Consider the following 22,632-nt stretch of genomic DNA (forward strand, 5'->3'; position numbering starts at 1 on the left):
TACAAAGGGTAGCAAAATGTTATCTAAACGAGTAAAAAAAAGCGGGATCTTTCGATACCCGCTCAATAAAGCATTTTAAACTAGTTTTTACCGTTATTTTTAGCCCACCATAAGCGTTTTCCCCAGTTATAATCCACAGTCCCTTGTGCAGCGGCTGTAACGTTATCCTTGTTATATAGGTATTCATTATTCGGATAAGGCAGTCGAAATGGTTGATCTGTATGTGGAGTTGCTGAATTTTGAATTTTTGAAGGATAGTTGGTGCTAGGAATTCCCGTCCTTCTATACAAACTCCAGGCTTCAAAATTTTCTTTAAATAAAGCGACCCACATATCCCAATAGATACGATCCTTTGTTCCATCAAATTTTCCCGCTCCGGCTAGATAAGCATTCACAGCTGATTCAGCAACCTCATTATCTTCCATAGAAAGCCTAACGGCTGTTTCATAGGCTGCTTTAGCCGTAATTCCAACATTATAACCCAATAATGCGGCTTCCGCCAACATATAATAAGTTTCACAGGCTTTATAAAAAGGTACTGCCCCAGCAGGATTATTGATGTAATGTAATCCAATCCATGAAATTGACGTTGATGGCGAAGGATTGGTTAACGAACCATTAACAAATCCAACATATTTACCGGCATTATTTTTCTGAGCGATCGACTCAATCCGAGGGTCGTTCGTTTCCGTTAAATGATTGATAAAAATATCGAACATTCCCCAGTTATTGATGCGTTTACCGTAAATACCAGACTCATACCAAGGCTCCATATAGGGCAGTGTTCCAGGGAAAAACATTTGACAACTTTCCGAATTGGTTTCAATGATTGGATATTTCGTCTTATTTCCAGCAATTTCTTCAATCGTAGATTTAGCCAAAGCCGGGGCAACAGAAGAAATACGTATTGCCATCCGTAAGCGCAGCGAATTACAAAACTTCTGCCACCTTAACATTTGTGTTTTTACATCTGGACTACCACTATTAGCCTGTCCATAGATCACGTCATAGTTACCAACATCATCCGTTCCAATACCAGCTGCCAACTCATCAGCAATGGATTTAAGATCCGCCAATACTGCAGGAAAAACGTCCTCCTGTTTATCGTATTTGGCTTTCAATACCGAACCATCTTCTGGCCGACCTTTAAATGCCTCTGAATATGGAATATCACCCCATCCGTCCAATAAATAGGACCACATATAGTTATTCCAAATTCTTGCTATAGCCCTAGTATTTTTATACCCTTCAGCTTTATCATCTGTCTTTTTAAGCAAGTCTTTCATTTGGGTGATATTATAATAACAAGCGGCCCAACGATTGCCATAAGTATTATTTGTCGGAATCAATCCACTCAGGTTATCGGGATATTGAATTTTGACAATATATCCAGCAAATGTACCATAACCATCAACGTCGCCACCAAATTGGTCTCCAGCATTTCGCATCACGTTGACCAACATATTTTGTGGTGGAACATCATTTAATGCATCCGGATCGGTATTAATTTTCTCAAAATTCTTGGTACAACCTGTCACCAAAAGAACGGCTAATAAAGGCGTGTATTTTAATTTTTTAATAAAAGTATTCATAATCATAATTTTTTGAGGGTTCTATATCTTAAACTCTATCTGTCGATTAAAATGTAAAACCAAGTTTAAGACCTATACTTCTTGAGTTTGGAACACTGGCTTGCTCAAATCCTACACCTCTAGAATCGCTAGATACACCTCCGCCTTCCGGATCTAATCGCATCGTATTCGATTTATGCACCCAAAGCAACGCTAAATTGGTTCCTGTAACAGAGATATTAGCACGCTTAATCCCTTTTATTTTACTATACAAATGTTTGGGTAAATTATAAGAAATATAGGCCTCTCTTAATTTCAGAAAAGAACCATCAAAAACATACATTTCGGCAATGCCTCCATTTTCATACCAGTCTTGTGCTGAAGTCTCAATGGTATTTGCAACCCAGCCTCCTTTTCCGTCCGACATTGCAAACCTTTCGTTTTTCATCACGTCACGACCGGCAAGAATAGCACGTTCACGAATGCCATCTGCAGCAGTAATTTCCGCTATACCCGTCGCATAACCATGGGACATTGTTTGTGACCAAATATCTCCCCCCTTACGGAAATCGAGCATAAAGCCGAATCTAAAATCTTTAAAGGTGAAGTCATTACGCATCGAAGCCAAGAAGTCCGGCACAGCATTACCAATCACTTGACCATCAAGTGGTGTAGAAACCAGACCGTTGGAACCCACTTTAATAGCACCTTTCATCGGTCCATCTGTTACACGATCATAACCTGGCCCTACCAAACTACCCCAAGGATGCCCAACAGAAGCCATATTGGAAATACCCCAAGTCCAACCCTGCCTCAAATCATCCAAGCCTAATTCCGGGTAAAGTTCTATAATCTTATTTTTATCTTTTGAAAAGTTGACAGTCGTTGTCCAATTTAACCCATCTTCACGCTTCAGGATATCACCGCGTAATTGAACTTCAATCCCCTTGCTCCGAATTTCTCCGGCATTTAAGAAGATACTGCTAAACCCAACCACATTGGAGGTAGGTACAGAAAGTAATTGTTTTTTATTTACTTTTTGATAATAGGTAAGGTCCAAATGAAGACGGTCTTTGAATAAACCCAGCTCAGTACCAATTTCATAAGAAGTAATGGCTTCAGGTTCTAGGCCTTCAATCGCATAGACCATGCTTTTATACATTTGCGCCAGGTTATTATAAGCGTCTGTTTGTGCATAATAATAGTTTCCATTTTGATAAGGTTGTGTAGCGTTACCCACTTTCACCAGATTAAATCGCATTTTCCAAAAATTCAAATAATCACTTTTCAGACCTTCAAATGAAGCTGTTGGGATCCAGCTTAAACTTGCCGAAGGATAGAAAAAGGATTTCTTTAACGTTGAAGACCAGTCGTTCCGTGCGGTCAAATCTAAATACAATTGATCTTTCCAGCCCAAATTAGCCTGTCCATATACCGAATTGGAGCGGCCTTTTGAATGGTCCATAAAGGTGTAAGCATCACCAATTTTATTCGAAATGGTATAGACACCCAATACATTTAATCCTTTTGCGCCTATTGTATTTGTTTCAAATTGATAATCCCGGTAGTTGGCACCCAAAATACCGCTTAAACTCAGATCGCCAAATTGTTTATTAAAATTTGCAATAAAATCTGCATTAAAATCAGAATTGCTATTTTTTATTTCATTGAACTTACCATCTTGGTTATCAAAGTTAAAATACGTCGTTTCAAACATATGGGTATTATAGTAATCCAATCCTACACGCCCCTCGAATTTTAAAAAATCAAAAGGTTGATAATATAAGGAGGTCTTACCGAAAACACGATTCATCTTCATTGCATTGCGCGATTCGTGCATCGTATAAAAAGGATTCATATGGTAAGCGGAATTCCAATTGTAATAGGTATAATTCCCTTGTGCATCTTTTTGATCCCAATTTTTTTTCAGGTCCTGCATATCCACCTGACGGCCAAACCAGATCAGGCCATTCATTGGATTGGCAGCATCATATCCCTGCGTGACCAAATTGTTACTTTCTGTACGCGTAAAATTACTCATGATATCATAAGATACTTTATCACTGACCTTATATTCATTGTTCAGCTGCGCGGTATATTTTTTCTGATCTGTATTGGGAACCGTTCCCTTTTGATCCCTAAAGGAAATAGATGCGCGTGTAGACGATCGATCTGATTTGGAAAGTAATGAAACATTATGGTTTTGAGAAAAACCGGTTTGAAAGAACTCTCTAACATTGTTTTTATGTGAATTCCATGGGGTTGCCTGGCGTACACCATTCACAACCGGACTGTTAAACTGTGGTATCAACAAGCCAATGTCCATGCGAGGACCCCAAGATTCATCGATATTATCATTAACCCCAATGTTTCCTGTACCATCAACATAACTGAATGAATTCTGCGTTACATAATCCTGATAGGATAGATTTCCGCCAAATTTCTTAAAACTGTATTCATCCCCACGTGATCCCTGACCGTATAAATTTTGGTACTTCGGTAAATTGGCCGCCCTGTCGATGGAAAAATTTCCGTCGTACGAAATCTGCACTCCGTTTTCGGCGCGTTTTCCAGATTTTGTCGTAATCATAATAACGCCTGTACCAGCACGCATACCATATAATGCTGCAGCCCCACCTTTCAGTACGTTGATGCTTTCGATATCATCTGGATTAATGTCGTTTAAACCCGAACCGTAATCCACCCCAGTATACGTATTATCACCACTACGCTGAGAATTATTTGTAATAGGAATACCGTCCACTACAATAAGCGGCTGCTGATTTGCCTGCAACGATGTATTTCCACGAATTGAAATACGCGCTGAAGAACCTATCGCTCCACCAAATTGGTTCACCTGTACACCTGCAACTTTACCCGCCAATGCTCCTGTTAGGCTATGTTGCCCGGCATCTGTCAATTCTTTCGCTTTGACCTCCTGCGTGGCATAACCCAGGGATTTTTTCTCTCTTGTGATACCTAATGCGGTAACCACGACTTCATCTAAATTCTCTGCTGAAGATTCTAATGTAACGTTTAAATTCGTTTGATTATTCAGTTGAAACTGCTTGGATTTGTAACCAACTGCAGTGACATTTAAAACTCCTCCACCTGTATATGTTAATGAAAATCCACCATCAATTCCTGTCTGCGTGCCGGCACCGCCTCGAATGGTTACCGATACTCCCGGTATTGGTTTGCCGTCCTGATCCAACACTTTGCCTTTAAGTGCTGTTTGGGCATAAAGCGCAGAACATACTAGTATATTGGATGCTAGTATTGCAATACTTCTTTTGTTCATAAGCTAGTCTCTGTTAGTTAGTTTAAAATGCTTTTATAAAATCTAATTTATGCAAATGTTAAAACAGAGCTCGCTATGATATTGACCAATATTACCCATATTTTAACCTCAAATGTTAAAATATTACAACCTCCAAACAATAAACCCATATCACCCAGCTTGAACAAACAAACCACAAGCACCTATTAAACAAGACAATACCACTAAAAAAACAAACCCTTGCCAACATATTGACAAGGGTTTTCGCTTCAGTAAAAACAATACAAATTACTTAATTTTCAATAAATTTCTGTCCAACAAAGACCCGTTTCGCCTGTCCCCGCGTCACCTCGATTTGGTTTTTCCATTTTTCTTCTTTGGCTGTATTTAACTCAACACTTTCCAAATCCCGCAGACGTGCAGCCAAGCGCAGCATTGCGATCTCTTTATTCTGCAATTGTGATCTCGTATCCATCACCTGAACACTTATCCCTGTCGGAGCATGCGTCGCTCTAACGCCAGAACTTACTTTATTGACATGCTGTCCACCTGCACCGCTACTTCGCATCGTTTGGAAATTTACATCCTTCACATCCAACACCTTTTTCTTTTCACCCGGATGATACGTTTTAACTTCGACAAACCAATTCTTCCGTTTGTGTAAAGGACGAAAAGGGCTTTTACACACCCAACAGATTGTACCAATCCAATGATCAATCAATTGATCCATATCTTTTCCTCTCAATCTGACGATTAACGAACAAGGAAGTCCATCCACTTCTTCTTTTTCTATTTCCGTGACCTCAACTCCTACTCTACTACATTCAGAAGAGATTCTGTCGACTACCAACCTAACGGCCATATTACATTCCTTAGGACCTCGTCCCGAAGAAATTTGTAAATACCTTTCATTCATAACCTTATTTGTCCATACGTACAATCTTCGGACTGAACGTTCCGAGAACAGTTACCAACTCCTGCTGTAATTTCATCACCCGATGAATATCTTTATATGCACGGGGTGATTCATCCAATGCGCCGCCAATCAATTCCACACCATGTGCATCCAGATCTTTCAGCATAGCGCTTTTTGTCAAATTATTTTTGCAGGCAGATCTCGACATGACACGCCCCGCTCCATGGGAAGCAGACTGTAAACTTAAGGGGTTTCCCGTTCCCTCCACAATGAACCCTGGTGCTGTCATCGAGCCGGGAATCACCCCCAGCACGCCCTTGCCTGCAGGTGTTGCTCCCTTCCGATGAACGATGCATTCCTCCCCATTCACAAATTCCTTCCATGCGAAATTATGATGATTTTCGATCGTTACCACGGGATTACCGCCAAGTGCTTTCGCCAAACGTCGGTGGATGTCTGCATGACAGGCCTGGGCATACTCTCCAGCCAAATTCATTGCCATCCAGTATTCTTGTCCTTCTTGGCCTGCTAAATCTAACCAGGCCAAATGTTGGACATGACGCGGTAATGGACATTGTTGTGCTGCAAGACTTGTGTAATGCTTAGCGATATTCGCCCCCAAACCTCGAGAGCCACTATGGGATAAAATCCCCAAGTACTGTCCTGGATTTATCCCCCATTCCTCCCGCACGGTTTGAAGCTCAACAATGCCCAATTCGACAAAGTGATTTCCACTACCAGAAGTCCCAAATTGTCTGTAAGCTTTACCCAACAGGGATTTTAATAGTGGGATTTCCTGAAATTCAGTTCTACTGAAAACAACATGGTCATGCTTATCACGATGTGTGTCATTTAAACCAAATTTGGTATTTTCCTTCAATATATTTTTCAGTTGGAATTCCCTTCCTTTGAAATAACTGCCTGGTAAATCGAATATCGACAGGCTCATCCGACAACCAATATCTACGCCTACACCATACGGTATAACGGCATTTTCTGTGGCCAGTACTCCGCCGATGGGAAGTCCGTACCCTGTATGTGCATCCGGCATCAGTGCACCTTGCCTTGAAATAGGCAATCTCAGTGCATCATACAACTGTCTTTTTGCCTGCTCATCAATTTCATTTTCACCAAATATGCTAAATGGAGCACAATGTGAATGAAGCTCCTGCATGCGTACTTCAACAGGTTTAACAAGTCCTTCAGAGACCTTTCCCCATATTTTATGCCCCATAAATCGCTCCGGAGCTTCTATCAATTCAGTAAGTTCAAGAAGAATGTTTTCTTTATTTTCCTTCTTTCGATACCTTGTGATCAGCCCTAAAGCTGTATTAACTATATTATTTTGTGGAAAACCTATTTTTACTAGATCTTTTCCCGCTAATTTACTTCCCATTTTTATAAAAAATATAAATAATTAGCCATCAATTTCCTCTTGGAAATCGGCAGCCTTTTTGAAAAAATTTCGGGAATATTCTTTTGGGGATTACGATTCTATTAAGCATTTTTTCTTAATGCACAGTCAATTACTCCTATAGAGTCGAACGCACCTGTTTTTCAAAAACGCTGCAGCCCTGAAGAGCTTTGAATAGCTAAATAGAAACGAAAATCCGGAAAATTAAAAAGCCCGAATGAACTTCGGCTTTTTCATCTGTATAAATTGGTTTTTCAAAAGAAGTAAAGCGACCTGATTATTCACTCCAGCGGATTGAACAGACACGATGCGCTCCTATTTCGAAGAATATCTTAAATAGGACGAAAAGCACGAAGATTGCTTTCGGCAAATCCATTTGCCTTAAAAGCTTGCTGTGTTATTATTCTAGCGACCAACATATCTTTTCGTGTATAAATTATTAAAATAGTATTATCAAGTGCAAATATAAGCAAGTTCAGTTTAAAATGGAAAAATTCGCAAAAATTTAATCCGAGTTAAATGGAAGCGGATCCTTTAACACAAATTTAAAATCGAGTGTTTTCTCGCCTCTGGTCACTCGAAAATGCATTTCCTTTCCCTCTTCTGATTTAAAAAGATTGTGAATTGACTCCAGGGAAAATGACGATGCAGCTCTACCATTGATCCGTACAACCTTATCTCCAGGCATTAGTCCTGCGATTGCCGCAGGCGAAGCATCACGAACGGTCGCAATTTTGTACATATTTCGAAGTACAAAGCGATACTGTACGCTGCTACCCATTCTTACCTCTGTACCACCATCTTTTTGCAAAACGACAGGTATTTCTTCTTTTTCGTATTTAATGCCATCATGTATAATCTCCAAGCCACTCATATTCAAATAATAAAAGCGGTCAAAATCTTTATTCTTATGAAGATATATCGACTTGTTGGGATAATCAAATACGACTTTAAATCGGCGCAACAACTCGTTGCCAATGGAACCTATCCTACCACTTACAAATGTTGCATGCTGTAACGAGCTCAGCTCAGGATATGCCACAAGCGGGTAATTCATTGTAAATGGCCCAAGTTCGAGCGATCGGATTCGATTTCTCTTTCCATAAATCTCACCGTTAAACCCCTGCCCTATGTAGTCATCGATAAATGGGGGTTTAATATCAAAATTGTTTAATTTAGAAGGAATAAGCATCAAAGCATCGCTATTTCCCATATCGATCAATACACGACCATCAATAGAAACATCCCCCTGTTTAAAAGCAACCGAAGTATAGGGACGACTATTTAAAATATCCAGCGGCAAACGCTGCATCTTGTCAAGTCCCTTGGGCCGGTTCGCCTTGGCATATAAGGTAATACGATGTTTTTGAAAATCCATTTCCATCATTTGGTTTTCAAAAAAGCGACTTCCCATAATTCCATTAACTTCCACGCCTATCCGGGTAGAGATATCAATATGCGCATTTTGAAGAATATAGATCGGTTGGTCTAAATCTTCATATACCCCAGCAATATTCACCTGATTATGTATGGATAAATAGCCATCCAACCCCTCTTCCCTGCCCAGTCCCTGAAATTTATTAACAAAAACAGCGCTATCAATTGACTTTAATGTTTCGCCAAATATCATGGTTTCTTTAACCCCCGTATCCAACAGGAAGTTCATCATATATCCATTTACCTGTACAGGTATAATCACCAGGTTATGTACGAAAAGAAAAGGAATTTTAACATTCTTTTTTCCGTTTAAGACAAACCCCACTTGCCCATGAGTAATGAAAAAACACAGCAGTGCCAGCGATAAAAAAACTGTTTTCATCCAAGTTTATATTTGGTATTTCCAATTTAAACAAGAATATTCAGATTAAAGAACGTTTATAAAAAAAAGCCCATTTCTTATTGCCATTTCGACGGTAGTTAATTTATCCTTCTTATCTACAAGTCTGGTTCAAGATTACACCTACTTTACCGTTTCTGTGCTATTTCTTTGCTGTTTTATTGCTGTTTTATTGTTAAAATACCAAAGAAACACCAAAGAAACGGCAAAGAAACGGCAAACGAATACCGAGGAAGGTCTAATGAAAGTAGCTACAATAAGCGAAGAAACACCAAAGAACAAGCAATAGCTGCAGCAACTTAGAATCAAGTAGTGACCAAATTAGATCTTAAGACAGTGCTTATTCAGTGCTTGCTCAGTGCTCGTTCAGTGATTGTTCAGTGATCATTCAGTGCAAATTGAATAAGCACTGAATGATCACTGTCTAAAGATTGATTGAAAATTGTTATTAGATATAAATTGATATTAGGATGTATCTGTTTTAGTACCTACCTTGATTAGTTATAATCCGGAACTTGAGGCAATCTTCAGGTCAGATGCAGCATAGGCGCACAAAAAAAGCCTCTTTACAGTAAGTAAAGAGGCTTTTAGTACCCGGAGCCGGAGTCGAACCGGCACGGTTTCCCACTGGTGTTTGAGACCAGCGCGTCTACCAATTCCGCCATCCGGGCATATCCGTTTGGGATGATGCAAAAGTAGGTTTTTTATTGAAAAGGAGAAAACTTTTTGAACAAATTTTCAATGAAAACCAATATAGAACTGAAATTCAGTCGAATAATTTTTCATTAGTTACTCAAAAAACTTGCTTTAACCGTGATATTAGCTGTTTTTTTTCTCGAGCTTGTATTAAATGCACCGCCAGAAGAGTACTCTTCATTGTCGTTTTGTCCTGTTATCTGAAAAATTCCGAGATCGGCCTTTACCAGATTACCTAATCCGGCATTCGATTCCTTTGCAATATTGTCTGCACGTTGATGTGCATTTTTTGAAGCCTGTGAAATAAGTTCCAATTTCAGATCCTCTAGCTTGGAGTAATAATAATTGGGGGTGCTGGAGCTAAGTTCTATCCCTTTGGAAATTAATGTCGATATTTCTCGTGAGGCATTGTCCACTTTATTTAAGTCTTTTGATTCGACACTTACGGCCTGCGATAAGGTATAACCGGAAAAAGTATTATAACCATTCCCCTTTCCATCTGTATGATATTCGAAATCTTTGGCAATATTAACGGCCTCGAAACGGATCTCGTCGGCTTTAACCCCCTGTTGTACTAAAAAATCCCGCACCAAATCACGATCAGTGGCCAATTGTGCTGAAGCGGCACTCAATTCATAATTCTTTCGGCTAAAAGTAGCACTCCATTTGACTAGATCGGATTCGAAATCTTTTTTGGCATTACCATTAACAGTGATTGTCTGCGTCGATTTAAACTTATAGCGATAAGCTGTACCCAATATCCAGGTGCCAAGCAGGAGCACAGCGCCCATTATAATCGAAATAATAACAGCGGATGATGATTTCATAACCAGTTTTTTATGTTTACGTAACAATGAATATACCAAAAAATCGATGTTTATTTATTTTTTATGAATAAATTGCGACAAAAAGGTTTAAAATATGAATAAGAAAAGTATCTGTATTCCATTTTGTTTTCTGGCAGCATTCGCTGCCCATGCACAAAAGAAACCATTGGATCATACGGTATATGATAGTTGGCAAAGCGTATCATCGCCCTATATCAGTAAATCGGGAAAATTTGTCCTGTTCCAGGTCGTACCACAAGAAGGCGATAATCAGCTTTTTCTCAAAACCAAAGAAAACAAAGAACTCATTCAAATTCCCCGCGGATATAATGGAAAACTGACAGATACTGAAAACCATCTGCTAAGTTTGGTAAAAGCGCCATTTGCCGTAACCCGCGAAGCCAAAATCAAAAAGAAGAAAGCCGAAGAACTCCCAAAAGATTCATTGGCGATCTACAATTTAACGACTTCATCCCTTGTCAAATTTGCGCAGGTAAAATCCTACAAAATTGCCGATCAAAACAACAATTTCGTTTCTTTTCTTTTCGACAAGGAAATAAATGAAAAATCTGAAACAAAGACGGCCACTGATGCCCCATCAGCAAAGAAAAGCAGCGATAAAAAGAAAAAAACGGTTGCCACTCTTGCTTTATATGATTTAAATTCTGGTGATTCGGTACAATTTTCATCCGTAGACCAATACGAATGGAATAAAAACGGATCAAAAATTGTTTTTTCAAAAAAAACAGATTCTAAAGATAGCCTGTCAAAAGATTCTGGAGTCTACCTCTACGAAATAGCAACTAAAAAGCTTAAAAAGATATCAAATGGAAAAGGCAATTATAAAAATTTCAAATTTGATGAATCAGGCAACCAGCTCGCTTACCTAGGGGATCTCTCCAATGAAAAGGCATTGCTGAAAAATTATAATTTATATTACTATTCAAATGGTATAGATACAGCCCAATATCTCGCAACAAAAACCAGCAATGGTATACCTAAAAACTGGGCCGTTAGCGGGGATGGGGATATCCGTTTCAGCAAAAATGGAGAGAAGTTATTTTTCGGCATAGCACCAATACCGCGTGTCAAAGACACCACTTTGGTTGATTTTGAGCATGCTAAAGTAGACGTTTGGAACTGGCAAGACGATTATTTACAACCCATGCAGTTGGTAAATTTAAAGAAAGACCTTGCAAGAAACTTCTTAGCGGTCACTTACCCCAAATACAATCGTAACATTATCCCCCTAACGGACCAAACATTCAACTCCACCGCACTTACACCGGACGGAAATGAAGAGTATATCTTAGCGCGTACTGATTTTGGCAAGCGCATCGCAAGCCAATGGGAAGGTAGAACAAGAGATGACATCTATCTGGTTTCGACAAAAACAGGAAATAAAGAGTTAATCCTTTCAGACTTTTCGGGAAATGCAATCTTAAGTCCTGACGCAAAATACATCGTATATTTCGACCAAGATAAAGGAACCTGGAATTCCTATCAGGTTAGTTCAAAGAAAAAAACAGTTCTAAATGACGGTATACCGGCGTCCTTTGCCGACGAGGAAAATGATATGCCTACCTCAGCACAAGGATACGGCATGACGGCGTGGAGCCCAGACTTTAAAGGGATTTACGTCAATTCGAGATATGATATCTGGTATTTTAACTTGGACGGATCCAACAAATCCATCTTGACAAACGGCTATGGAGCTGCTTCCCAGACAACTTTCCGCTACTTGCCTTTAAAAAGAGAAGAGGATCGCGAACAAGCCACAACACTCGACTATAAAAAGGGTGGTTTTCTAACGTCTTTTGACAATAAAACCAAAGAGTCTGGTTTCTACCAGTTCAAGGGACAACATAACGATCCTAAACGTCTTTTGGTAGAGGCAAAAACGTTCAAGAATATCAGCTCATCAGCAGATCAACAGACGATACTGTACAGTAAAGAGGATTATATGAATTCACCTAATATATATACCAATACCATTAAGTTCAAAGACGAATTACAGCTATCCAATATTAACCCCCAACAGGCTAATTACAATTGGGGTACAGCGGAGCTTGTTCACTGGACAACGCCTGAAGGAAATCAGGCTGAGGGAATTCTTTATAAACCAGAAAATTTTGATCCTGCAAAAAAATATCCCATTATAGCTTATTTCTATGAAAAGCTTTCCGATGGATTATATACATATCAACCTCCTGCTCCTACGCCATCACGTTTGAACATCCCCTATTTTGTAAGTAACGAATACCTTGTATTTGCACCAAATATAAGCTACAAAACAGGTCACCCTGGTCAATCAGCTGAAGAATACATCAATTCGGGGATGAGATACCTCGCTCAGAATGCATGGGTTGATAGTACGAAGATGGGAATACAAGGTCAAAGTTGGGGCGGCTATCAAGTTGCTCACCTCATTACACGGACCAATATGTATGCTGCAGCTTGGACTGGTGCTCCTGTTGTCAACATGACATCTGCCTATGGCGGAATACGCTGGCAGACCGGTATGTCGCGTCAATTCCAATACGAACATACACAAAGCCGCATCGGAAAAACCCTATGGGAAGCTCCGGAACTGTACATCGAAAACTCACCTTTATTCCATTTGGATAAAGTTAAAACTCCCGTTGTCATTATGGCCAATGACAATGATGGGGCCGTACCATGGTATCAAGGCATTGAAATGTTTACTGCATTGCGCCGATTAAACAAACCTGTATGGATGCTGAATTATAATGGTGATGAACATAACCTCATGCTGCGACAAAACCGCAAGGATATACAAATTCGCGAGCAGCAGTTCTTCGATCATTTCCTAAAAGGTGCCCCCGCTCCTGCTTGGATGAAGAAAGGAGTACCTGCCACCGAAAAAGGAATAGACTGGGGATTCGAATTATAACACAAAACAATAAAAAAGGTGTGATTTATAGAAATCACACCTTTTTTATTAGCCAAAAACCATAATTTTTGAATTATTTCACAAAAAACATCAAAAAAAATTTCAGTTTTCAATAAAAACACAATATTTTTGAAAAACAAAATCAACAAAACTGTAATTTAACTACAAAATACAAATGTCGAACCTAAGATTCAAAGCAGTAGAAGCAGCAGGCTCACGCCAAATTGCTTCATTTGAAAAAGTTGAAACTAAAAAAGCAACTGACATCTACGGAAAGAATGTTTTTTCCGTAAACAAAATGAAAGACTACCTTCCTAAAAATTCATACAAGGAGTTAGTTGCATCCATTGAAGAGGGACAGATTATTTCAAGAGATTTGGCTGAACACATTTCACAGGCCATGAAAACTTGGGCACTTAACCACGGCGTTTCTCACTACACACACTGGTTTCAACCGCTGACAGGTTCGACTGCTGAAAAACACGATGCTTTTTTTGAGCCAGATGAAAACGGTGAAGCCATTGAAAAGTTTACAGCTGACGCACTGGTTCAACAAGAGCCTGATGCATCTTCTTTCCCAAATGGCGGTATCCGTAACACGTTCGAAGCTAGAGGTTATACAGCTTGGGATCCATCTTCTCCTGCCTTCATTTACGAAACAGGCGCTGGTAAAACATTATGTATTCCAACAGTTTTTGTTTCCTATACGGGTGAATCATTAGACTATAAAGCTCCTTTATTGAAAGCGATCAACGCTGTAGATAAAGCGGCAACAGATGTTGCTCAATATTTTGATAAATCGGTCACTAAAGTAAATGCTTCTCTTGGTATTGAACAGGAGTATTTCTTGGTTGACCTTTCCTTATATAATGCTCGTCCAGATCTTCAGTTAACTGGCCGTACGTTATTTGGCCACATGTCGGCAAAAGGCCAACAATTGGAAGACCACTATTTTGGTGCAATTCCAGAGCGCGTATTAGCTTACATGGTGGATTTGGAAAATGAAGCGTTAAAATTAGGCATTCCTTTAAAGACTCGTCACAACGAAGTTGCACCTTCTCAATTTGAATGTGCTCCAATGTACGAAGAAATCAACTTGGCTATCGATCACAACCAATTGTTGATGAATCTCATGGAACAAGTTGCTTTAAGACACAACTTCAAAGTATTGTTGCATGAAAAACCATACTCCGGTGTCAACGGATCTGGTAAACACAACAACTGGTCTTTAATCACAAATACCGGTGTAAATTTATTATCTCCTGGAAAAACGCCTAAAAACAATTTGATGTTCTTGACTTTCTTTGTCAATACCATTAAAGCTGTTTATGAATATGCTGATTTGATGCGCGCTTCTATTGCTAGTGCAAGCAACGATCACCGCCTAGGCGCAAATGAGGCTCCGCCAGCAATTATTTCGATTTTCTTAGGCTCTCAATTGGATGAGCTTTTAGAAGAAGTTGAATCTGCTCGTGTTGCTAAAAAAGTAAAAGCAGAGGCAAACTTATGGCATGGTATTCCTAAGGTTCCTGAATTGAAATTGGACAATACAGACCGGAACCGTACTTCGCCATTTGCTTTTACAGGTAACAAGTTTGAGTTCCGCGCTGTTGGTTCTTCTGCAAACTCTGCTTTACCGATGACCGTATTGAATGCAATCGTTGCAGCACAATTGATCGAGTTCAAAACGGAAGTAGATAAACAAATCAAAAAAGGCATTAAAAAGGATCTTGCGATCTTAAATGTTGTCCGCAAATACATCAAAGATTCAAAAGCAATCCGTTTCGAAGGCAATGGATATAGCGAAGAGTGGGAAAAAGAAGCTGAGGCACGTGGTCTTTCTAACATCAAATCTACACCTAAAGCATTAGATGTTTATGTAAAAGAAGAATCTTTAGCCCTGTTTGAATCACTAGGTATTTATACTAAACGTGAATCAGAAGCTCGCCACGAAATCTTGCTTGAAAACTTCTATAAAAAATTACAAATTGAGGCACGTGTCATCGAAGAGATGGTTAATAACCAAATTGCTCCTGCATGTTTCATTTATCAAAACGAATTGATTGAAAATGTCAAAGGATTAAAAGACCTTGGTCTAGCGCAGGCAGCATTCAGCTCTCAATTGAACTTTGTAGAACGTATTTCAACACACGTAAATACCATCCTAGAGCAGGCGGAAGCAATGCGTCAGGAACGTAAAAAAGCAAACCAAATTGATGACGTACGTGAAAGATCAATCGCTTACGATGAATCGGTTAAACCATATTTCGATGTGATCCGTTATCATGTCAACAAATTGGAGAAAATTGTTGATGACAAAAAATGGCCTCTTCCAAAATTGAGAGAGATCTTATTTTTAAGTTAAGATAACTTCTCTAAAACAAAAAGAGCCTGCGATACCGCAGGCTCTTTTTGTTTTAGGGAAACGTTCGTTATCTCTTGCTCCTTATCTCCCCTCACAACAGTAGCTCCTATTTTTTTAAACGATTATCTTCATCATTATTACCAGCCTTCTTATTGACTGACTTAATATTCATATTACCAAAACGATAAGAAACTGACAATCGGATAACCCGACTATCATATCCATTGCGGATACGATAGTATCCATTTTCCTGATAACTCGACAATCTGCGCTGACCTCTTGTATTCAACACATCATTTACAGCCAACTTCACATTCAATTTTTTGTCAAGAAATGTTTTTCCAGCACCAAGATCGATACCATAGTAAGACTGAAAACTAAATACCCCATAAACTGCTGGCGAAAAATAATTGGCTGTCAGCTCCAGGTTTGTTGTTTCCCCAATTCGAATATCATGATTGGAACTTACCTGGAAGGATAACTTTTCCAATTGGCGTTGCGCTCCGGAGTGCTCATCAAAACTAAACTTATTATAAAAAGCGCTGGCATTGTTAGAAATACTCCACCATTTAAAAAGTTTAACTGGTATATTGACATTCATGTTGTAATAATCAAAATAAGCCAGGTTTCGGTCTGTCTGTGCAATAGCTTTGGTCTCCGAATTGCTTTCTATGACCTGAGTGATGGCATCGTTGGTCCTCTTGTAGCCCAAACTCAATAAATAGCGCTCTTTAAAAGTATAATTTACTTCATACGAATTAGTATATTGTGGATTTAAATAAGGGTTGCCATACTGATACGTGTATTGATCCAAATAATACACAAAGGGATTCAATGACCCATAATCAGGGCGGTCAATACGTCTGCTATAACTCGCACCAAGCTTGTGATTATCATTAATCTGTTGCTGTACAAATATGGATGGAAAAAAATCGGTATAGGTCCGTTTTGTTTGTTGCCCTAGCGTCACCGAATTTCCCAGGGAGCTCGTATTTTCAACACGCAGTCCAGTTTGTACGGAAAACTTTCCGAACGATTTATTTAGGCTGAAATAAGCTGCAGCTATATTTTCATTATACAAAAACTGATTACTTTGACCATTATTTTGCACAAACTCGCCTTGCTGATCCTGATCTTCGTACAACAAATTATTATCTGTTTTTACGCGGCTATATTTTAAGCCCGCCTCAAGTTTCGTCGTTTTATTAAAAGGATGCACAAAATCAGTTTTAAAAACTAATATGTTTGTCTTAGAAAGCATATCATTCCGGAAAATATTCGGTGATTTAAATTCTTCCCAATTTGCGTCCAGAAAACGGTTTCCAACAGTGCTATTGTCATTATTTTTCGAATATGAATAATCCCCATTAACGGTCAATTCAGTCCCTAAAGTATCAAATGTCTTTTTGTAGTTAAGATTATAAGTGAGGTAATGGTATTTAAAATCTGACAAATTGCTTCCTAATACAATCGAATCAAGCTTTCCTTTTTGAGAGGCGATCAGATTGCTTCCCTCGCGTGTTGAATGGCCATTGCTTACATTACCATTAACCACAAATCCAATGATTTCCTGTTTTCCCAGGTTAAAATCTGCCGCAAATTTGAAATTATGGCCTCGATAACGGAATTTCGAATAAGAATCCGAATTGAAAAAAGTCGTTCCATTTTTGGTATCTACAGCCCTATCGATATCTAAATCATTAAATCCTAAGGCATTTGCGTAGTTATAAGAAGAAAATAAGTTTACCCAATTGTTACGATGGTTTATTAGAAAGCCACCATCCGCCTTTGTATATTTACCTTGCCCTAAATTGAGGTTTAAACTAACATTACTTCCAAATTGCGTATTCTTCTTTGTCTTAATATTAATGATTCCTGCATTCCCTGCGGCATCATATTTTGCGGGTGGATTGGTCAGTACTTCGATCGACGCTATTGCATTGGAAGCCGTATTTTCCAATAATCGCGATATTTCATCAGCAGAAAGATAAGTAGGCTTACCATCAATCATGATAATCACATTACTTTTTCCACGTAGATTGATCTTTTTGTTGTCTAAAGTTACTCCTGGAACCTTTTGCAGGAGCTCCAATGCGTTATTCCCTGTTGCCAAAATACTGTTTTCGACATTGAGGACAACTTTATCGAGATGACTTTCAATCAATGGCTTCTTACCGATCACCTGTGCCTCACTCAACACTTTACTTTCCATTTGTAAACGAATCGTATCCAGCACCTTGAGATCTCCCGTACTTACAACCATTTCAGCAGAACGATAAATAGCATACCCTACCGTGGACACCTGTAGGCTATACTTGCCCTCGGGAATCGCAGATAACACAATTTCTCCATTTTCGTTGGATAAAGTTCCTTTTAACAAGATATCATTGGGCTTCCGAAATAGTGAAATATTTGCAGCCACAATAGGCTGGTTGTCTTGTCCAACAACGACTGTACGTAATCTTCCGCCGTCAGACTGTGCTGAAACGGGTCCGGCAATAGAAAACAGGAATAAAATAAGAGAAAATAAGAGCAATTTAATTTTTTGTGGTTTCATAATGTAATTTCTTTAGGCTATCGATTAGATAGTCAACTTCATAATAATGACAACAAACCTCGTGTATTCATTACACGTTGACTAGTAGAAATAGATAGATCGTCCGATTCACTCGGTAGACAACCAAATAACATCGGTAAACCATATCCCTCACTGATCGATGCTAAAGCCGGTGAAATCATCCCAGCTAATCTTGAATCTCCAAAAAGCACAGCGCAAGAAAAGCACATCGAATCAAAATAAAAATTCAAAAAATAAACAAAAATCAAAACAAATAAATTGTACACAAAAAATATCAAGCATAATATTTGTATTTTTACACAGAAAATTAGTAAACTGATTAATGAGCACTGTATCATTGAAGAAAAGATTCTACCGTATTTATATCCTTATGATACGATTTATGCATGGCGAGCATTCTGGAGACGCATTACGTAATGTTTCCATCAGCATCTTGCCAAGTTTAGCGATCTACTTATTGGGAGCGCAAGCGAGCACGGCAATTGGAATCGGTGTCGGATCGTTATTAACAACACTCACAGATCCTCCTGGAAACAGAAAGGATAAACTTTCTTCTGCTCTCGTATGTATTCCCACCTTTTTCGTTGCATCATTGTTTACAGCGATTGTATTTCCGTATCATTGGCCCTTGGTTATATTGCTAGCGGCGGCCGGTTTTATATGTACGTTATACGGTCTTTTTGGAGCTCGTTATGCTGCAATTGGAAACATGACATTGATTCTCATGAGTTTTGTGATCGGAATGGCCCCGCAACACCCCCTTGCAGTTAGTTTACAGATTACAACAGGATCCATTATATATTACTTTTTTAGCCTTTTACAGGCCTATATACAACCTTATCGCTCGCTAAAACATGCGATGGCCAATGGTTTTCATGGATTATCCCAATTTCTATTGATACGATCCCAGTCTTACGATCCCGATATTCCTTTGAATATAACGTACAGTCGTGTAGGCAAAATTCATGGCCAGATCAGCGAACAGCAGGAACAAATCAGGTCCCTTCTTTTTCGAGAAAAAAAAATCATAAGCCAACAGTGGCATAAAAGCAATTATTGGCTCAGTCAAGTTTATGGGTTAATTGACCTCCATGAGTTAATTATTGCACTTGATCACGACTATGATGCGATTCGCAAAAACCTTGCAGACACGGGCAGCCTCCCTTTAATCCGTCAAACAATCAAATTATTAGCTTTAGAAATTGATAGCTTTTCACAACCTAACAAGAGGTTTCGGTATGCACATCAATTATATCACAATAACTTTAAAATTAATGCCCTCTTACAGGATTTAAAAGAAATTCAAGAAGAGCAGGCCGGTCAAGCAAAAAGTATATTATATTCGATCATAAGCAACATCGAAGCAATTATTGAAGTGCTCAACCGAATTCAGGTGGCTTTTTATCAAAATCAGGAAATCCAGGATAAGATTGACAGCAGTGAGTACCAACAATTTATCAATCGACCTTTGCGCAATCTTGCTGATCTAAAAAGTAAACTCCATCTGAATAACCCGCTTTTTCGATTTGCCGTTCGGATGGCTCTTCTTTTTGGAACAGGCGCATTGATCGGTATTTTATTTTTAGATTTTAAATATACCTATTGGATCTTACTGACGATCGCTATTGTTGCCAGACCAGCATTTTCAATGACAAAAAAGCGTAATATAGAGCGTATTGTAGGCACATTCTCGGGTATAATCGTTGGCATATTCTGCTTAATTGCTATTCATTTTCTCCCGGCTCTTCTTACCATAGCTGCATTAGGTCTTTTCGGATTCTTTTTATTCAATCGATCTAATTATATGGTCAGTGTCATCTTTATTACCTTGGGAATTGTGATTGCACTCAATTTGTTTGAAGGCAATATCAATCTCATTTTAGGCAGCCGAATGCTTTTTACACTTATTGGAGCATTCTTGGCTATAGCAGGTTATTTCTTGATACCTGTACGCCAGAGCACAGGCATGGTTCAGCTGGCAAAAGAGGTATCTCTTTACAACGAACATTATTTCCAGATCATCAATAACCGTCTGTCGGACGAGAGACAAAGTTCGTTTGATATACGGCTGGCTCGCAAAAAAGCGCAGACTGCCATGGCCCTGTTTTCAGACGCTATCAATCAAATGAAAAAAGAACCCGAACACAAATGGATGGATTGGTCACATATACACCATTTTCAGGCACTCTCTTATCAGGTCAACTCCCATTTGGTGGGTCTTTCGCTATCGTTAAGCAAAAAGACGAATCGCCACCTGACGTATGACATCCATAGTAGAATTGATGCACTTAAACCTCTTTTAACAGATTTAAATCAAATTGCAGAACGGATCAACTTAAAGAAATCATAATACCCGATTGGCAGTTACTTATCAAGTTTCATCGAACAATATGCGATCCGATCCGTATGTTATTCAAAATTCCTTTAACTAAAAAACAGCTTTTCTTTTGCTTTAATAAAAAAAGAGTTTATATTTGTATCGTCTTCGAAAGAAGATTTCTAATCAACACCTCCCTTAATCAGTAGGTCTTGATTTATAAAGAAGTGGCGAGAGACTGGCTCAATGACCCACTGGCAACCTTCAATTTGTTTGAAAAGGTGCCAATTCCTGTCCAAAACAATATCGTTTTGGAGCATATAAATAACATAAGACAATGATTATTAAACTACTGAAGTCCATTAAAAATTCAGGTTCAACACAAGTGAGCCGCACGATAAGCGAAAGTGTAAGCCATCATACAACTGTATTGATGCGAATGCGTATGCATATGCACTTCCACGCTTGTTAAGAATCATTTCCTTTTTCTTGGATAAAGATTTAACAGACCCTTCAAGGAGGTGTGTATGCTTCTCTTTTTACTTAGCAATTTCTTTTTGAACCCTTAAAATCTGATATATTATGTCTTCAAACAAAAATTTAAAATTCGAAACTCTTCAGGTTCACGCTGGCCAAGTCGCTGACCCTACTACGGGATCTAGAGCAGTTCCTATATATCAAACAACATCTTTTGTATTTGAAAATGCCGAACACGGCGCAAACTTATTTGCATTAAAGCAGTTCGGCAATATTTATACACGGATTATGAATCCTACCACGGATGTTTTCGAACAACGTATTGCGGCACTGGAAGGTGGAGTCGCGGCTGTTGCTGTTGCATCTGGCCAGGCGGCACAGTTTATTGCATTAAATAATATCTTGGAAAGTGGTGACAATTTTGTTGCCGGATCCAACTTATACGGCGGTACATTCAACCAGTTTAAAGTTTCTTTTAAACGTCTGGGCATCGAAGCTCGATTTGCAACGGACGCCGAGGCAGATAAAATTGAAGCCCTCATTGATGATAAAACAAAGGCCATCTATGTTGAAACAATTGGAAACCCAAGTTTCAATATTCCAGACTTTGAGAAAATTGCTGCAGTAGCAAAAAAATATGACTTACCGTTAATCGTCGATAATACTTTTGGAGCTGGGGGATATTTATTTAAACCTTTGGAGTATGGTGCGAATGTGGTGGTTGAATCGGCTACTAAATGGATCGGTGGACATGGTACAAGCATTGGTGGTGTCATCGTCGACGGCGGAAACTACAATTGGGGCAATGGAAAATACCCTCAATTTTCCGAACCATCTGAAGGCTATCATGGCTTAGTTTTTTCCGAAGTTTTCGGTGAAGGCGGACCGTTTGGAAATATTCAATTTGCCATTCGGGCACGTGTGGAAGGGCTTCGGGATTTCGGGCCAGCACTCTCTCCTTTCAATTCATTCTTATTATTACAAGGGCTTGAAACCCTGTCTTTACGGGTGCAACGCCATGTAGACAACACTTTAGAGGTAGCTAAATGGCTTGAGGCGCATCCACAGGTAGAAAAAGTAAACTATCCGGGCTTAAAAAGCTCTCCGAGCTTCGCTAACGCACAAAAATACCTTAAAAATGGCTATGGTGCAGTGCTTTCTTTCCAGCTCAAAGGTGACGCAGCACAAAAGGCCAATAGCTTTATCGACAGCTTAGAATTGATCAGTCACCTGGCCAACGTCGGTGATACGAAGTCATTGATTATCCATCCAGCAGCGACTACTCACCAACAATTGAGTGATGAAGATCAAGCCAATGCCGGAGTGTTCAAAGGTTTATTACGTCTTTCTGTAGGAATAGAACATATTGATGACATCAAAGCTGATTTACAACAAGCTTTTGATAAAATTAAATAATCAGATTTTTTCGGCTTAAAACGT

Annotated in this window: 11 protein-coding genes, 1 tRNA gene and 1 riboswitch; of the genes, 4 read left to right on the forward strand and 8 right to left on the reverse strand. The window is 39.1% G+C overall.

Annotated elements, in window-relative coordinates:
* Window positions 1-80 precede the first annotated feature (80 nt).
* From BV902_RS18285 to BV902_RS18315, 7 genes are all read right to left on the reverse strand, one after another.
* Window positions 81-1,592, reverse strand: a complete 1,512-nt coding sequence (locus tag BV902_RS18285; RefSeq protein ID WP_075993175.1) for a SusD/RagB family nutrient-binding outer membrane lipoprotein — start codon at window positions 1,590-1,592, stop codon at window positions 81-83.
* Between the two features lie 46 nt (window positions 1,593-1,638).
* The gene (locus BV902_RS18290; protein WP_075993176.1) at window positions 1,639-4,872 is read right to left on the reverse strand and encodes a SusC/RagA family TonB-linked outer membrane protein; all 3,234 of its coding nucleotides are present in this window, start codon (window positions 4,870-4,872) and stop codon (window positions 1,639-1,641) included.
* A 271-nt stretch (window positions 4,873-5,143) separates the two neighbouring features.
* On the reverse strand, window positions 5,144-5,767 hold the full coding sequence (prfH, locus tag BV902_RS18295; protein ID WP_075993177.1) for a peptide chain release factor H: 624 nt from the start codon (window positions 5,765-5,767) through the stop codon (window positions 5,144-5,146).
* A 4-nt stretch (window positions 5,768-5,771) separates the two neighbouring features.
* A complete protein-coding gene (locus BV902_RS18300) occupies window positions 5,772-7,163 on the reverse strand; it encodes an RtcB family protein (RefSeq protein ID WP_075993178.1) in 1,392 nt (463 codons plus the stop codon).
* Window positions 7,164-7,686: 523 nt separating this feature from the next.
* Complete coding sequence (locus tag BV902_RS18305) at window positions 7,687-9,000, reverse strand: PDZ domain-containing protein (protein ID WP_075993179.1); 1,314 nt, start codon at window positions 8,998-9,000, stop codon at window positions 7,687-7,689.
* 609 nt (window positions 9,001-9,609) lie between these two features.
* A tRNA-Leu gene (locus tag BV902_RS18310) sits at window positions 9,610-9,689 on the reverse strand.
* A 114-nt stretch (window positions 9,690-9,803) separates the two neighbouring features.
* Window positions 9,804-10,541 carry an SIMPL domain-containing protein gene (locus BV902_RS18315; RefSeq protein ID WP_075993180.1) on the reverse strand — a complete coding sequence of 246 codons (738 nt, stop codon included), beginning with the start codon at window positions 10,539-10,541 and terminating at the stop codon, window positions 9,804-9,806.
* 94 nt (window positions 10,542-10,635) lie between these two features.
* On the opposite strand from BV902_RS18315, the gene BV902_RS18320 reads away from it, so the two are divergent.
* The gene (locus BV902_RS18320; RefSeq protein ID WP_075993181.1) at window positions 10,636-13,455 is read left to right on the forward strand and encodes a S9 family peptidase; all 2,820 of its coding nucleotides are present in this window, start codon (window positions 10,636-10,638) and stop codon (window positions 13,453-13,455) included.
* Window positions 13,456-13,630: 175 nt separating this feature from the next.
* Window positions 13,631-15,820, forward strand: coding sequence for a glutamine synthetase III family protein (locus BV902_RS18325; RefSeq protein WP_075993182.1), 2,190 nt, complete (start codon window positions 13,631-13,633; stop codon window positions 15,818-15,820).
* Window positions 15,821-15,926: 106 nt separating this feature from the next.
* On the opposite strand, the gene BV902_RS18330 is transcribed toward BV902_RS18325, so the two are convergent.
* Entirely contained in the window at window positions 15,927-18,377 is a 2,451-nt protein-coding gene (locus BV902_RS18330) for a TonB-dependent receptor (protein WP_075993183.1), read from the reverse strand.
* 343 nt (window positions 18,378-18,720) lie between these two features.
* Here BV902_RS18330 and BV902_RS18335 point away from each other — a divergent pair, with 343 nt between their 5' ends.
* Together BV902_RS18335 and BV902_RS18340 are read left to right on the forward strand one after the other, a co-directional pair.
* Window positions 18,721-20,748, forward strand: a complete 2,028-nt coding sequence (locus tag BV902_RS18335; RefSeq protein ID WP_075993184.1) for an FUSC family protein — start codon at window positions 18,721-18,723, stop codon at window positions 20,746-20,748.
* A gap of 181 nt (window positions 20,749-20,929) precedes the next feature.
* A riboswitch (SAM riboswitch) is annotated at window positions 20,930-21,042 on the forward strand.
* A gap of 255 nt (window positions 21,043-21,297) precedes the next feature.
* The gene (locus tag BV902_RS18340; protein WP_075993185.1) at window positions 21,298-22,608 is read left to right on the forward strand and encodes an O-acetylhomoserine aminocarboxypropyltransferase/cysteine synthase family protein; all 1,311 of its coding nucleotides are present in this window, start codon (window positions 21,298-21,300) and stop codon (window positions 22,606-22,608) included.
* The last annotated feature ends 24 nt before the right edge of the window (window positions 22,609-22,632 follow it).

The sequence above is a fragment of the Sphingobacterium sp. B29 genome (assembly GCF_001952815.1).
Classification (GTDB): Bacteria; Bacteroidota; Bacteroidia; order Sphingobacteriales; family Sphingobacteriaceae; genus Sphingobacterium; species Sphingobacterium siyangense.

Bases quoted from the DNA above. Each gene is read 5' to 3' on its own strand.
- BV902_RS18335 (WP_075993184.1), top strand. From the start codon at position 18,721: ATGAGCACTGTATCATTGAAGAAAAGATTCTACCGTATTTATATCCTT.
- BV902_RS18340 (WP_075993185.1), top strand. From the start codon at position 21,298: ATGTCTTCAAACAAAAATTTAAAATTCGAAACTCTTCAGGTTCACGCT.
- BV902_RS18285 (WP_075993175.1), bottom strand. From the start codon at position 1,592: ATGAATACTTTTATTAAAAAATTAAAATACACGCCTTTATTAGCCGTT.
- BV902_RS18320 (WP_075993181.1), top strand. From the start codon at position 10,636: ATGAATAAGAAAAGTATCTGTATTCCATTTTGTTTTCTGGCAGCATTC.
- BV902_RS18290 (WP_075993176.1), bottom strand. From the start codon at position 4,872: ATGAACAAAAGAAGTATTGCAATACTAGCATCCAATATACTAGTATGT.
- BV902_RS18330 (WP_075993183.1), bottom strand. From the start codon at position 18,377: ATGAAACCACAAAAAATTAAATTGCTCTTATTTTCTCTTATTTTATTC.
- BV902_RS18300 (WP_075993178.1), bottom strand. From the start codon at position 7,163: ATGGGAAGTAAATTAGCGGGAAAAGATCTAGTAAAAATAGGTTTTCCA.
- prfH (WP_075993177.1), bottom strand. From the start codon at position 5,767: ATGAATGAAAGGTATTTACAAATTTCTTCGGGACGAGGTCCTAAGGAA.
- BV902_RS18315 (WP_075993180.1), bottom strand. From the start codon at position 10,541: ATGAAATCATCATCCGCTGTTATTATTTCGATTATAATGGGCGCTGTG.
- BV902_RS18325 (WP_075993182.1), top strand. From the start codon at position 13,631: ATGTCGAACCTAAGATTCAAAGCAGTAGAAGCAGCAGGCTCACGCCAA.
- BV902_RS18305 (WP_075993179.1), bottom strand. From the start codon at position 9,000: ATGAAAACAGTTTTTTTATCGCTGGCACTGCTGTGTTTTTTCATTACT.